Origin of the sequence: Pseudomonas trivialis (assembly GCF_036864995.1) — a bacterium.
Taxonomy (GTDB): Bacteria; Pseudomonadota; Gammaproteobacteria; order Pseudomonadales; family Pseudomonadaceae; genus Aquipseudomonas; species Aquipseudomonas trivialis.
Genome location: NZ_CP142151.1, coordinates 1,634,990 through 1,647,668, shown reverse-complemented (window position 1 = coordinate 1,647,668; position 12,679 = coordinate 1,634,990). Strand labels below are relative to the sequence as shown.

Here is a 12,679-nt window from a genome sequence, read left to right as displayed (position 1 = left end):
CCTGCCTTCATAGCAAGCCCATCTTACTCAGGATTTTCTTTAAACGGTACTTTAACTGATCAAGCTGTGCACCGCGTAGCGGAACGAAGGAAAACAGATAGGCCAGCATATATACGGGCTTTTTATCTAACTCGATCGCACGCTTTAAATTGCTTCTAGCCTGTTGTTTGTGCCCGCCAGCGATGTTTCGAAACGCCTCTCCTGCAAGGAACCGCGCTAGCCCTACATTACAAGCTGTCATTAACTCAACATTATCGCTATATTTAGCCTTGACGTAATCTATGACTTCTTCAAATTCATGTAGATACCTTGAAAGGTCCTTGCCATTATTGGCCCCATATTTACGATACTTACACCAAACCCCAGGCAACATAACAACCCTGCCCGCCAACGAAACCTCAATTTGGAACAACCAGTCACTGATGTACTTTACATCAGTTTTGTAAATATCCTTTGGCACCATACTTGAGCGGGACATAATACTCATGGAACCATCGATACCCATTTTCGTAATAATATCGACTGTATTATTAGTTTCATCCGCCGGTGTGCTACTGGTATAACCCAACACTGTATTCGTATCAGAATTAAAAATCTCCACCGAGTGATAGCTTATCGCGACATCTGGATGAAGCTCCATGAATGAAACCTGCATTGACAGTTTTCCAGGCAACATAACATCATCACCTGCAAATAAAACTATATAATCACCATCACATGACTGAAGAGCCTGATCACAATTATCTGTGATACCAAGGTTCTTCTCATTAAGCAATAAAACCATGTTTTTATGAGCCATGGCGTACTCTTTTAATATTTCTTGCCCACCATCGGTTGAAGCATCATCTGAAACAACAACTTCAAAATTATCATAATCCTGGCTAAATATTGAATCCAGACACTCTCTCAGGTAATTTTTTGAGTTATATACCGGTACCATCACGCTAATTTTTGCAGTCACTGCTTGCCCCACCGTCAGTTATTTCGTGTGTAACGGCCAAAATAAATAATTAATAAGCCAACATCTCTAAATTCGGATAAATAGCAGCACCCTGTACATAGCTTCCTGCCCACAGGAAAAATCCAAGCGTGACTAAATGAGAGTCAGCTTAGCCAACTCAATAAACTGCTGATAGTCCCTAATATAATCCGACTCATCATAATGATCACTTGCTAAAACAAGCAGTACACAATGCTCACTGAAATCGTGCATCTCGTGCCATGCCATCTCATCAATGACAATACCCTTCTTCGGGCAGTCAAGAATAACCTCCTCCCTGTGAGCGCCATCATCCAATACCATTCGGCAGCTACCGGCCACGCATATAGCAACCTGCTTTAATTCATGGTGTGCGTGAAAGCCACGGCTGACACCCGCTGCAGTACCGTATATATAATAGACACGCTTTATGTCAAAAGGTATGACCTTCCCGTGCTCGATGGCAACCAAGCTACCTCGATGATCACCCAGCACCTGAAAATCAATCCACCGAACTAAACTCATATTCAACACCTGAATTTCAAAAATTGGCTATTTTTTGATGAAGGCCATGCAAAAAATCCAAAAATTACGAGATATCCTTTGGCCGCTAACATGGTAATAACCAAGAAGCCAGCCTTAATTTAACACAGTCTCTTTAACCAGGACTATAGCGACCGAGCCTTTTGACCCATTCTTCACACTGGCCACATTTGATCAAGCCTTGAATCAAGCCACCTGCACATTTTTATATGGATACCCGTGTACAAAATGCACATAAGCCAAGCAAAACGATTGCAAATTGACATCAATTGCAGCATTGGCCAGAATATTTCATTTTCGAGTACGATTCCGCTTGAGTGCCAAAGCAATAATGATACCTAACAAGCCCCCCATCATTGCCCCGAGAATTATGTTCAACGCCTTTTGTGGACGAATCGGACTCAAAGGTTCAAGCGCTTTTTTATCCACAGTTACCAGCTTTAACTGGCTCATATCAGTATTAATATTGCGTAACCGGGAGATCTCTGCACGCAGCGGCTGCACTCCACTCAGAAATACATCTTCATTCTCACGCCCAGCCAAAACTTCTATTTCACGATTGCTTTTCAGTAACTGCTGCTCTTTCGCAATCTGTGAAATGCGAGAACTGACAAAGTCGTCTGATTTGCGCGTTAATAGCGCTCTGCGTTCAGCCTCCAGCGCATCCACCCCCATGAAATAAAGTGGGATCTGCTGGTTGTTAATTTCTGTACGCATCACATTCGCGCTGCCATTACTGACAGGCTCAGTCAATGAAGAAGGGCTCGAGGGCTTTTTAATTCCTAATTTTAGCGCTATGGAAATTGCCTCATTCAATTGAGCAACTCGATTACTACGCTCAGCCTTCAATTGAACTCGCAGCGCACGAAGTTCATCACTCAATTGCGCTTGCTTTAAATTATCACTTTCAACTAGAGAGGCAACTTTCACCTCTTTTTCAGACTGATAACTGGCTCGTGAAGCAGCAAATTTCCCCTGCAACTCGCTCAGACGATTATTAACAATAACATTGATATCTGCGCCAATTTGCCTACGCTCTTTCTGAATGGCAAAATCGACAAGCCCGTTAAGAATAGACACGCCGTCCATATCAGCAGGATAGTTCATCTCCAACTTTATATAGTCGTTTAGCGAGTCAGCCTTATCAAGCTCAGGCGAGGTAACACTTACAGAATTTAAGTTAAACTCTTCAAAACTTTGCTCCAATGTGCGGCCTGGCTTCACAAAAGGCTCAAACAAGTTTTGATGCGATCTAAAAAATTCAAGGCGTGTTTCATAAGACTCCAGCGACGACCCTAGCCTTTTCAGGGCCTCACGCGGCGGCAGTACATACACTTCTGTGCGATTCAGTGCGTCTAACTCATTAAGCGCAGCAGGGCGAAGAACACTGCTAACACGGTACTCAGGAGTCACCAGCATACCGTAGCCGAAGCCAACTGATGCCCCAATCATTATCGTCGCGGCTATAAGCTTTTTTTGATTGCAGAGCGCACTAACAATGTCAACGACATTAAATTCATGAGTGGCTTGGCTGGGCGGGACACGAAAGCTACTACTCACAACAAAAACCTGCCTTCAAAGAGAAACTGCGGGCTCGTTATGCAGACAAAATTGTGTATTTTTTATTTTAATTAGATGGCCGCCTGAGTCCGGCGTCTCTGCCAAATTCCAAGCGCACAAAATGCCTGTTATCGAGAACAGATTTCATTTTGCCATCTCTTTGGTAGATTACAAGGCTTGAATGTCTGTAGGGCGTTCCTTACAACGCAAAATAATCCTTATCAAGGATGCTGCGCAACAGAGAAGCAGGATGCAAATTTCGAATCCAGCAAATGATGACCAATGATTTAAAGGACTTCTAGACGCCCAGAGACGCACCAGCGGAAAACCATACAGGTGATGAGCCGTACCAAAGCGGGATATTTTCTGACGGACGGTTATCTGAGCCTGCTATCCAGCCAAACCAGTAAACCTTTCAGTTCCTTCACTTCGCAACCAATCTACGACGACCTACCACCACACTCAGAAGTGGCCCTATCAACATCCCAACGATCAACGCGACCACAACAAACACCGAAACAGGCATCTGCCGAGTCGATTGACCCAAGAATGAAAGCGAAACGTCCTGCTGATTTTCCAATACAAACGCCAGCACGATCAAAGCAACAATCAGCACCGCAAATACCGCAACAACGCGCTTAACCCCTCGCATAACCTTCTCCCACTCCAAAAACACTCAGACGCCCTCTTCCTCTTCTTCGTTCACCCGGTCACGCAACTCTTTGCCCGGTTTGAAGTGAGGAACGAATTTACCGTCAAGGCTGACGGACTGGCCTGTCTTTGGATTGCGGCCAACGCGGGGCGCGCGGTAGTGCAGGGAGAAACTGCCGAAGCCACGGATCTCGATGCGGTCGCCGGTAGCCAGACACTGGGACATTTGCTCAAGCATGGTCTTGATAGCCAGCTCCACATCCTTGGATGAGAGCAGCCCTTGATGGGTGACAATTCGTTCGATCAACTCCGACTTCGTCATATTTTTCCCTTCTTTTTCAAGCAGCTAGGAAAAGCGCTCCGAAGGTTTTAGCATGACTTGATGAATTTGAACAGCCCACATAATAACTTATGTGCAGGTTAATACAGCTGCACTGGCGGGCAACGCGAGGGGTCATTTACAGATGACCAACATCGTTCGAGTGACTGCGCCGGCAGGATTCCAACCAAACAAGTAATCGCCCTCTTCGTCCTTCGCATCACTGGACCGCGTAACGACCTTATAGCCCTGCATCTTGCATTCGCGAGCAGCGCGCTTCTCGCACTTCTCCCAATTACCGCCAAGGCCCGAGCAGTCTATTTCTATCCCACTCACACCGCGCTTGACATGCGTTTTTGCGCTGGTGACGGAACAGCCTGACAGCACCACCAATACGAGCACTACGATAAGCCTGTTCATTCAAATCCTTATTGAAACAAAACGCCGAGAGCGCTTTTACAATGACTATAGCCAGTTCTGACAGCGACCTGTAGACCAGAGATACCCGAGGATGATTCAACGAATTTCAGGCACAAAAAAGGGCGACCGAAGTCGCCCTTTCTCTATGGTCTGACAGAACTTAGTTCTGTTTTTCCATTTGTGCACGCAACAGGTCGCCCAGAGTGGTAGGACCAGCAGCGATGCTATCCGAAGGCTTGTCTTTCAAGCTTTGGATGGCTTCTTTCTCTTCAGCATCGTCTTTCGACTTGATGGAGAGCTGGATTACACGGCTCTTGCGGTCAACGCTGATGATCTTGGCTTCTACTTCCTGGCCTTCTTTCAGAACGTTACGCGCGTCTTCAACGCGGTCACGGCTGATTTCGGAGGCTTTCAGAGTCGCTTCGATATCGTCGGTCAGAGTGATGATGGCGCCTTTAGCGTCAACTTCTTTCACGATGCCTTTAACGATGGCGCCTTTGTCGTTGTCCTGAACGAATTCAGAGAACGGATCGCTTTCCAGTTGCTTGATACCCAGGGAGATACGCTCGCGCTCTGGGTCAACCGACAGGATAACGGTGTCCAGTTCGTCGCCCTTCTTGAAACGACGAACAGCTTCTTCGCCGACTTCGTTCCAGGAGATGTCGGACAGGTGAACCAGGCCGTCGATGCCGCCGTCCAGACCAATGAAGATACCGAAATCGGTGATCGACTTGATGGTGCCGGAGATCTTATCGCCCTTGTTGAACTGGCCGGAGAAATCTTCCCATGGGTTGGATTTGCACTGCTTGATACCCAGGGAGATACGACGACGCTCTTCGTCGATGTCCAGAACCATAACTTCCACTTCGTCGCCGACTTGTACGACTTTCGAAGGGTGGATGTTCTTGTTGGTCCAGTCCATTTCAGAAACGTGTACCAGGCCTTCCACGCCTTCTTCCAGCTCAGCGAAGCAGCCGTAGTCGGTCAGGTTGGTTACACGCGCGGTCACGCGAGTGCTTTCCGGGTAACGCGCTTTGATAGCAACCCATGGATCTTCACCCAGCTGCTTCAGGCCCAGGGAAACACGGTTGCGTTCGCGATCGTATTTCAGAACCTTGACATCGATCTCGTCGCCAACGTTGACGATTTCGGAAGGATGCTTGATACGCTTCCAGGCCATGTCGGTAATGTGCAGCAAGCCATCGACGCCACCCAGATCGACGAATGCGCCGTAATCGGTGAGGTTCTTGACGATACCTTTGACTTGTTGGCCTTCCTGCAGGGATTCCAGCAGAGCTTCACGCTCGGCGGAGTTCTCTGCTTCCAGGACGCTGCGACGGGAAACGACAACGTTGTTGCGCTTCTGATCGAGCTTGATGACCTTGAATTCGAGTTCCTTGCCTTCCAGATGCGTGGTGTCGCGCACTGGACGAACGTCGACCAAAGAACCTGGCAGGAACGCACGGATGCCGTTAACGTCGACAGTGAAGCCGCCTTTAACCTTACCGTTGATAACGCCCTTGACCACTTCTTCAGCTGCGAAGGCTGCTTCGAGAACAATCCAGCATTCAGCGCGCTTGGCTTTTTCACGGGACAGCTTGGTTTCACCGAAACCGTCTTCAACCGAGTCCAGAGCAACGTGAACTTCGTCACCGACGTTGATGTTCAGCTCGCCAGCATCGTTGTAGAACTGTTCCAGCGGGATCAGAGCTTCAGACTTCAGACCAGCGTGAACGGTTACCCAGCGAGCTTGGTAATCGATATCAACGATAACACCGGTGATGATGGAGCCTGCCTGAAGGTTCAGGGTTTTTAGGCTTTCTTCAAAGAGTTCCGCAAAGCTTTCGCTCATTTTAATTCCTGTTGATAAGGGCGAAGAATACGCCCATCTCCACACCCCAGACGGTATGGGTCAGTTTCATTTAGAAGAAGCACCACAGGACTTTGACTGGTCCCCTGCAGCCTTCTTGGTCACCCGGCAATATCGCGAATGGCGATCTCACTCATGATGCGTTCCAGCACCTGCTCGATGGAAAGCTCCGTGGAATCCAGCTGTATGGCGTCAGCCGCCGGCTTGAGCGGGGCTACCGCACGCTGGGTATCACGCTCATCGCGTGCACGGATCTCATCTAGCAGACTCGACAGACTAACACCATCGACTTTGCCCTTCAACTGCAAGTAACGGCGGCGCGCCCGCTCCTCGGCACTGGCGGTCAGGAAAATCTTCAGCGGCGCATCAGGAAACACCACGGTGCCCATGTCGCGGCCATCCGCCACCAGGCCTGGCGGCTCCTGAAATGCACGCTGACGCTGCAGCAATGCATCACGCACCGCCGGCAGCGCGGCGACCTGGGACGCCCACGAGCCAACCTGCTCGTTACGCAGGTCATCGGTCACATCATCACCTTCAAGGATGATGCGCTGCGGATGCCCTTCGGTCGCGCCGACGAACTGCACGTCAAGATGTGCCGCCAGCAGTTTCAGGGATTCTTCGTTGGTAAGGTCGACGCCATGGTTGCGTGCGGCAAACGCCAGCAGGCGATACAGCGCGCCGGAGTCCAGCAGGCACCAGCCCAGGCGCTTGGCCAGGATGCCGGCGATAGTGCCTTTGCCGGAGCCGCTTGGCCCGTCGATGGTAATCACCGGTGCTTTGATATTCACAATTGAGCCTCTTGGGCAACACGCATGCCGACGTGGGCACACAGGGTAAGAAAATTCGGAAAAGACGTCGCTACATTGGCACAGTCATGGATACGAATCGGCGCCGCCGCTCGCAGGCCAGCCACGCTGAAGGCCATGGCAATCCGGTGGTCCCCATGGGCCTGCACATCCCCGCCGCTTAACGGGCCGCCGTCGATGATAATCCCATCGGCGGCAGGTTCACACTTCACCCCGAGCATCAACAGACCATCGGCCATAACCTGAATGCGGTCGGATTCCTTCACGCGCAGCTCCTGAGCACCGCGCAGTACCGTTCTACCTTCAGCGCAGGCTGCCGCCACAAACAACACCGGAAACTCATCAATCACCAACGGAACCAGCGCCTCGGGAATTTCGATCCCCTTCAATGCAGCCGAACGCACCCGCAGATCCGCGACAGGCTCACCGCCCACCTCACGCTGGTTTTCCAGGCTGATATCAGCGCCCATCAATCGCAGGATATCAATCACGCCGGTGCGCGTCGGGTTAATGCCGACATGCTCCAGCAGCAGCTCGGCCCCGTCGGCAAGCGAAGCCGCCACCAGGAAAAACGCCGCCGAGGAAATATCCCCGGGCACTTCTATATGCGCGGCGCTGAGCACATGCCCCGACTCCACCGAGGCGGTCGCGCCCTCCACAGACACCGGGCAACCAAACCCGCGCAACAGGCGCTCGGTATGATCACGAGTCGGTGCTGGCTCGGTCACTGCGGTCTTGCCTTCAGCGTACAACCCCGCCAACAACACACTGGATTTGACCTGGGCACTGGCCATCGGCAGCGTGTAATTCAACCCTTTCAAGGACTGACCACCACGAATGCTCAACGGCGGACGCCCGTCAGGCCTCGTCTCGATCACCGCCCCCATTTCCCGCAGCGGCTGGACCACACGATTCATCGGGCGCCGGGACAGCGAGGCGTCGCCGGTCAATACGCTGTCAAAACGCTGCGCCGCGAGCAACCCGGCGAGCAGGCGCATCGAGGTGCCGGAGTTGCCGAGGTAGATCGGCCCCGGTGGCGCCTTCAGCCCCTGCAGACCGACGCCGTGAATCGTTACGCGCCCATGGTGCGGACCTTCGATCACGACGCCCATGTCACGAAACGCCTGCAAAGTCGCCAGGGCATCCTCGCCCTCCAGGAAACCTTCAACTTCGGTGACCCCCTCGGCCAACGAGCCCAGCATGATCGAGCGATGGGAGATCGACTTGTCGCCCGGCACACGGATGCGCCCACTCAAGCGACCACCCGGGCTGGCCACGAAGACCACCTCATCAGCGCTCACAGCGGTTTCCATATAGGCCCGGCGCGCCAGGATCTTGCTGAAGTGCTCACGCGCCACCCGCGCACGGGTGAACACGCCCAGTAACTGATGACCATCTCCGGCATCGACCGCGTCGCGCAAGGCGTCGAGGTCGCTGCGAAAGGTATTCAGGGTGCGCAACACCGCTTCGCGATTGGCGAGAAAGATGTCGTGCCACATCACCGGGTCGCTGCCGGCAATCCGCGTGAAATCACGGAAACCGCCAGCGGCGTAGCGGAAGATCTCCAGGTTTTCGTTGCGTTTGGCCAGAGAATCCACCAGACCAAATGCCAACAAATGCGGCAGGTGGCTGGTCGCCGCCAGCACCTCGTCGTGGCGCTCGACCTGCATATGCTCCACATCCGCCCCCAGCTCGCGCCACAGACGATCAACCACGGCCAGCGCCGCCGGATCGGTTTGTGCCAGCGGCGTCAGAATCACTTTATGCCGACGAAACAACTGCGCATTGGAGGCTTCCACCCCGCTCTGCTCGGAGCCGGCAATCGGGTGGCCCGGCACAAAGCGCGTCGGCATGCCGCCAAACGCCTGTTGCGCCGCGCGCACTACATTGCCCTTGGCACTGCCGACGTCGGTGAGAATCGCCTGGCCCAGGTCCATGCCGGCCAATACCCCAAGCAGCTTTTCCATCGCGAGGATCGGCACCGCCAGCTGGATCACATCCGCGCCCTGGCAAGCCAGGGCCAGGTCCGCTTCACAGCGGTCGACCACGCCCAACTCAACCGCCAGCGTGCGCGATTGCGGGTCAAGGTCCACTCCGACCACTTCGCCGCATAGCCCGCTTTCACGCAGGCCTTTGGCGAAGGAGCCACCGATCAATCCCAGGCCAACCACCACCAGGCGACCGATCATAGGCACAGCAGGTTGCAATGCAGTGACATCAACCACGGGCCAGAACCTTGGCCAGCGCCTCAAGGAAGCGGCTGTTCTCGGCCGGCAGGCCTATGGTGATACGCAGGTGGTTCGGCATGCCGTAGTTGGCCACCGGGCGCACGATCACGCCTTCGCGCAGCAGGCCCTGGAATACCGGAGCGGCCACCTGGCCGAGGTCGACGCAGATGAAATTGCCCTTGGACGGAATCCAGCCCAGGCCCAATTCACGGAAACCTTGCTGCAGTTGCAGCATGCCGCGTTCATTGATGCGACGGCCTTCTTCCAGGTACTCGGTGTCTTTAACCGCCGCGCAGGCTGCGGCCAGGGCGAGGCTGTTGACGTTGAAGGGCTGGCGCACGCGGTTCAGCACATCCGCAACCACCGCCGTCGACAGACCGTAGCCAACGCGCAGCGACGCCAGGCCATAGGCCTTGGAGAAGGTGCGCGACACCAGCAGGTTCGGGTGGGCCGCCAGAAAGTCCAGGCCGTTTGGCAACTCGCCGCCTTCGGCATACTCGATATAGGCTTCGTCGAGCACGACCAGCACGTGCTCGGGCACGTCTTGCAGGAAATCGTTCAACGCCTGGGCATCAAACCAGGTGCCGGTGGGGTTGTTCGGGTTGGCGATAAAAACCACGCGCGTCTGCGCGTCGATGGCTGCCAACATTGCCGGCAGGTCATGCCCCCAGTCCCTGGCCGGAATTATCCGCGCATCGGCGCCAACAGCCTGGGTCACGATGGGGTAGACCGCAAACGCATGCTCACTGAACACCGCATTCAGGCCCGGCGCCAGGTAGGCACGGCCGACCAGCTCAAGAATGTCGTTGGAGCCATTGCCCAGGGTGACCTGGTTAAGTTCTACAGCGCAGTTTTGCGCCAGCAGCGACTTCAGCGCAAAGCCGTTGCCATCCGGATAACGGGTCAACTCGGTCAGCTCTTCACGAATCGCCGCCAGCACCTTGGGGCTCGGGCCCAGCGGGTTTTCGTTACTCGCCAGCTTGACGATCTTCGAAGGGTCCAGGTTCAACTCACGCGCCAGTTCGTCCACAGGCTTGCCCGGCACATAAGGCGAGAGTTGTTGCACGCCCGGCTGCGCCAGGGCGAGGAAGTTGCCACTCATGTCAAAGCCTCACAAAACCGCTTTCGGGTAAGAGCCGAGCACCTTGAGTGCCACGGCTTCCTGACTGATCTTCTCGAGCACGCCCTTGACCAGCGGGTCGCGGTGGTGACCGATGAAGTCGATAAAGAACACATAGGTCCATTTACCGCTGCGCGAAGGACGCGTCTCGATGCGCGTCAGGTCAATCCCGTTGTCGTGGAACGGCACCAGCAGTTCATGCAGGGCGCCTGGCTTGTTGCTCATGGACACGATGATCGAAGTCTTGTCGTCGCCGGTCGGCGGCACTTCCTGACTGCCGATCATCAGGAACCGCGTGGAGTTGTCCGGGCGGTCCTCGATCTTTTCGGCCAGGCGCGTCAGCCCGTAAAGGCCCGCAGCCATATCACCGGCAATCGCCGCCGAATTCCACTCACCCTTGACCCGCTTGGCGGCCTCGGCGTTGCTCGACACCGCCACGCGCTCGACATTCGGGTAATGGGCGTCCAGCCACTTGCGGCACTGGGCCAGGGACTGAGCGTGAGAGTAGATACGGCTGATGCTGTCGGTCTTGGTGTTTTCGCCCACCAGCAGGTGATGGTGAATGCGCAGCTCGACTTCGCCACAGATCACCATGTCGTGCTCGAGGAAGCTGTCGAGGGTGTGGTTGACCGCGCCTTCGGTGGAGTTTTCCACCGGCACCACGCCAAAATTCACCGCGCCGGCCGCCACCTCACGGAACACTTCATCGATGGCCGCCATCGGCTTGCTGATCACGGCGTGGCCGAAGTGCTTCATGGCCGCCGCCTGGGTGAACGTGCCTTCAGGGCCGAGGTAAGCCACTTTCAGCGGCTGCTCGAGGGCCAGGCACGAGGACATGATTTCGCGGAACAACCGCGCCATCTCTTCGTTGCCCAATGGGCCCCGGTTGCGCTCCATCACACGCTTGAGCACCGCCGCTTCACGCTCGGGCCGATAGAACACCGGCACCTCGCCTTCGGCCAGCTCAGCCATCTTCACCCGCGCCACTTCCTGGGCGCAGCGCGCACGTTCACTGATCAGTTCCAGGACCTTTTCGTCCAGGCTGTCGATACGGACCCGCAGGGCCTTGAGTTCTTGCTCAGACATTAGCCGTGTTCCTTTTCGAACTCTGCCATGTAGGCAACCAGCGCGTTGATCGCGTGGATGTCGACAGCGTTGTAGATGGAGGCGCGCATGCCACCCACCGAGCGGTGGCCCTTGAGGTTCAGCAGGCCGCGCGCGTCGGCACCGGCCAGGAACGGTTTGTCCAGGCGGTCGTCCGCCAGACGGAACGGCACGTTCATCCACGAGCGATTGCCAAGGTTGATCGGGTTGCTGTACAGGCCGCTGGCGTCGATGAAGTCGTACAGGACGCGCTTCTTCTCTTCGTTGAGCTTGCCCATCGCGGCGACACCGCCCTGCTCTTTCAGCCACTCGAACACCAGACCCGAGAGGTACCAGGCGAATGCCGGCGGGGTGTTGTACATCGAGCCGTTGTCGGCTGCGACCTTGTAGTTGAGCATGGTCGGGCACACCGCACGGGCGCGGCCCAGCAGGTCTTCGCGGATGATGTTGACCAGGATGCCGCTCGGACCGATGTTCTTCTGCGCGCCGGCGTAGATCATGCCGTAGCGCGACACATCGATCGGGCGCGAAAGAATGTCCGATGACATGTCACACACCAGCGGGACATCGCCCACTTCAGGCACCCAGTCGAATTGCAGGCCACCGATGGTTTCGTTCGCCACGTAGTGCACGTAGGACGCATCCTTCGTCAGCGTCCACTCGTTCTGACCGGGAATGGCGAAGTAGTCGTAGGGCTTGGCGGTACCTGCCACATTGACGTTGCCGTAGCGGGAGGCCTCATCAATCGCCTTCTGCCCCCAGATGCCGGTGTCGATGTAGTCGGCCGTGCGGCCTTCGGGCAGCAGGTTCAGCGGGATCTGGGCGAACTGCTGGCTGGCACCGCCTTGCAGGAACAGCACCTTGTAGTTGGAGGGGATGTCCAGCAAGTCGCGCAGGTCCTGCTCGGCCTTGGTGGCGATGGAGACGAACTCATCGCTGCGATGGCTCATTTCCATCACGGAGAGGCCTTTTCCATGCCAGTCGAGGAGTTCACCCTGCGCGCGCTGCAGGACTGCTTCAGGAAGCGCCGCGGGGCCGGCACAGAAGTTATAGGCTCTCTTGCTCACATCCAATCT

At 55.0% G+C, this 12,679-nt stretch carries 12 protein-coding genes; all 12 read right to left on the bottom strand.

Annotated features, from left to right (window positions below):
• Nucleotides 1–7: 7 nt before the first annotated feature.
• Nucleotides 8–961 carry a glycosyltransferase family A protein gene (locus VRB54_RS07350; protein ID WP_338480163.1) on the bottom strand — a complete coding sequence of 318 codons (954 nt, stop codon included), beginning with the start codon at nucleotides 959–961 and terminating at the stop codon, nucleotides 8–10.
• A 132-nt stretch (nucleotides 962–1,093) separates the two neighbouring features.
• The gene (locus VRB54_RS07345) at nucleotides 1,094–1,504 is read right to left on the bottom strand and encodes an FdtA/QdtA family cupin domain-containing protein (protein WP_338480162.1); all 411 of its coding nucleotides are present in this window, start codon (nucleotides 1,502–1,504) and stop codon (nucleotides 1,094–1,096) included.
• 309 nt (nucleotides 1,505–1,813) lie between these two features.
• Nucleotides 1,814–3,082 (bottom strand): Wzz/FepE/Etk N-terminal domain-containing protein, encoded by a 1,269-nt coding sequence (locus tag VRB54_RS07340; RefSeq protein WP_338480161.1) that lies wholly within the window; start codon nucleotides 3,080–3,082, stop codon nucleotides 1,814–1,816.
• A 424-nt stretch (nucleotides 3,083–3,506) separates the two neighbouring features.
• The gene (locus tag VRB54_RS07335) at nucleotides 3,507–3,734 is read right to left on the bottom strand and encodes a lipopolysaccharide assembly protein LapA domain-containing protein (RefSeq protein WP_338480160.1); all 228 of its coding nucleotides are present in this window, start codon (nucleotides 3,732–3,734) and stop codon (nucleotides 3,507–3,509) included.
• A 24-nt stretch (nucleotides 3,735–3,758) separates the two neighbouring features.
• A complete protein-coding gene (gene ihfB, locus VRB54_RS07330; RefSeq protein WP_003189779.1) occupies nucleotides 3,759–4,055 on the bottom strand; it encodes an integration host factor subunit beta in 297 nt (98 codons plus the stop codon).
• Nucleotides 4,056–4,187: 132 nt separating this feature from the next.
• A complete protein-coding gene (locus VRB54_RS07325) occupies nucleotides 4,188–4,472 on the bottom strand; it encodes a hypothetical protein (RefSeq protein WP_057009617.1) in 285 nt (94 codons plus the stop codon).
• A 160-nt stretch (nucleotides 4,473–4,632) separates the two neighbouring features.
• Nucleotides 4,633–6,324 carry a 30S ribosomal protein S1 gene (gene rpsA, locus VRB54_RS07320; RefSeq protein ID WP_338480158.1) on the bottom strand — a complete coding sequence of 564 codons (1,692 nt, stop codon included), beginning with the start codon at nucleotides 6,322–6,324 and terminating at the stop codon, nucleotides 4,633–4,635.
• 119 nt (nucleotides 6,325–6,443) lie between these two features.
• Nucleotides 6,444–7,133, bottom strand: coding sequence for a (d)CMP kinase (cmk, locus tag VRB54_RS07315; RefSeq protein ID WP_034102642.1), 690 nt, complete (start codon nucleotides 7,131–7,133; stop codon nucleotides 6,444–6,446).
• Nucleotides 7,130–9,340, bottom strand: a complete 2,211-nt coding sequence (locus tag VRB54_RS07310) for a bifunctional prephenate dehydrogenase/3-phosphoshikimate 1-carboxyvinyltransferase (protein ID WP_338481065.1) — start codon at nucleotides 9,338–9,340, stop codon at nucleotides 7,130–7,132. The genes cmk and VRB54_RS07310 overlap by 4 nt, the downstream gene beginning before the upstream one ends.
• A 28-nt stretch (nucleotides 9,341–9,368) precedes the next feature.
• The gene (gene hisC / locus VRB54_RS07305) at nucleotides 9,369–10,481 is read right to left on the bottom strand and encodes a histidinol-phosphate transaminase (protein ID WP_338480156.1); all 1,113 of its coding nucleotides are present in this window, start codon (nucleotides 10,479–10,481) and stop codon (nucleotides 9,369–9,371) included.
• A 9-nt stretch (nucleotides 10,482–10,490) separates the two neighbouring features.
• Nucleotides 10,491–11,585, bottom strand: a complete 1,095-nt coding sequence (gene pheA / locus VRB54_RS07300) for a prephenate dehydratase (RefSeq protein WP_057009614.1) — start codon at nucleotides 11,583–11,585, stop codon at nucleotides 10,491–10,493.
• On the bottom strand, nucleotides 11,585–12,670 hold the full coding sequence (serC, locus tag VRB54_RS07295) for a 3-phosphoserine/phosphohydroxythreonine transaminase (RefSeq protein WP_338480155.1): 1,086 nt from the start codon (nucleotides 12,668–12,670) through the stop codon (nucleotides 11,585–11,587). The genes pheA and serC overlap by 1 nt, the downstream gene beginning before the upstream one ends.
• Nucleotides 12,671–12,679: the final 9 nt, after the last annotated feature.

Excerpts from the sequence above, each read along its gene's own strand:
- VRB54_RS07345 (WP_338480162.1), bottom strand. The coding sequence starts at position 1,504 with ATGAGTTTAGTTCGGTGGATTGATTTTCAGGTGCTGGGTGATCATCGA.
- VRB54_RS07335 (WP_338480160.1), bottom strand. The coding sequence starts at position 3,734 with ATGCGAGGGGTTAAGCGCGTTGTTGCGGTATTTGCGGTGCTGATTGTT.
- ihfB (WP_003189779.1), bottom strand. The coding sequence starts at position 4,055 with ATGACGAAGTCGGAGTTGATCGAACGAATTGTCACCCATCAAGGGCTG.
- VRB54_RS07325 (WP_057009617.1), bottom strand. The coding sequence starts at position 4,472 with ATGAACAGGCTTATCGTAGTGCTCGTATTGGTGGTGCTGTCAGGCTGT.
- rpsA (WP_338480158.1), bottom strand. The coding sequence starts at position 6,324 with ATGAGCGAAAGCTTTGCGGAACTCTTTGAAGAAAGCCTAAAAACCCTG.
- VRB54_RS07310 (WP_338481065.1), bottom strand. The coding sequence starts at position 9,340 with ATGATCGGTCGCCTGGTGGTGGTTGGCCTGGGATTGATCGGTGGCTCC.
- hisC (WP_338480156.1), bottom strand. The coding sequence starts at position 10,481 with ATGAGTGGCAACTTCCTCGCCCTGGCGCAGCCGGGCGTGCAACAACTC.
- pheA (WP_057009614.1), bottom strand. The coding sequence starts at position 11,585 with ATGTCTGAGCAAGAACTCAAGGCCCTGCGGGTCCGTATCGACAGCCTG.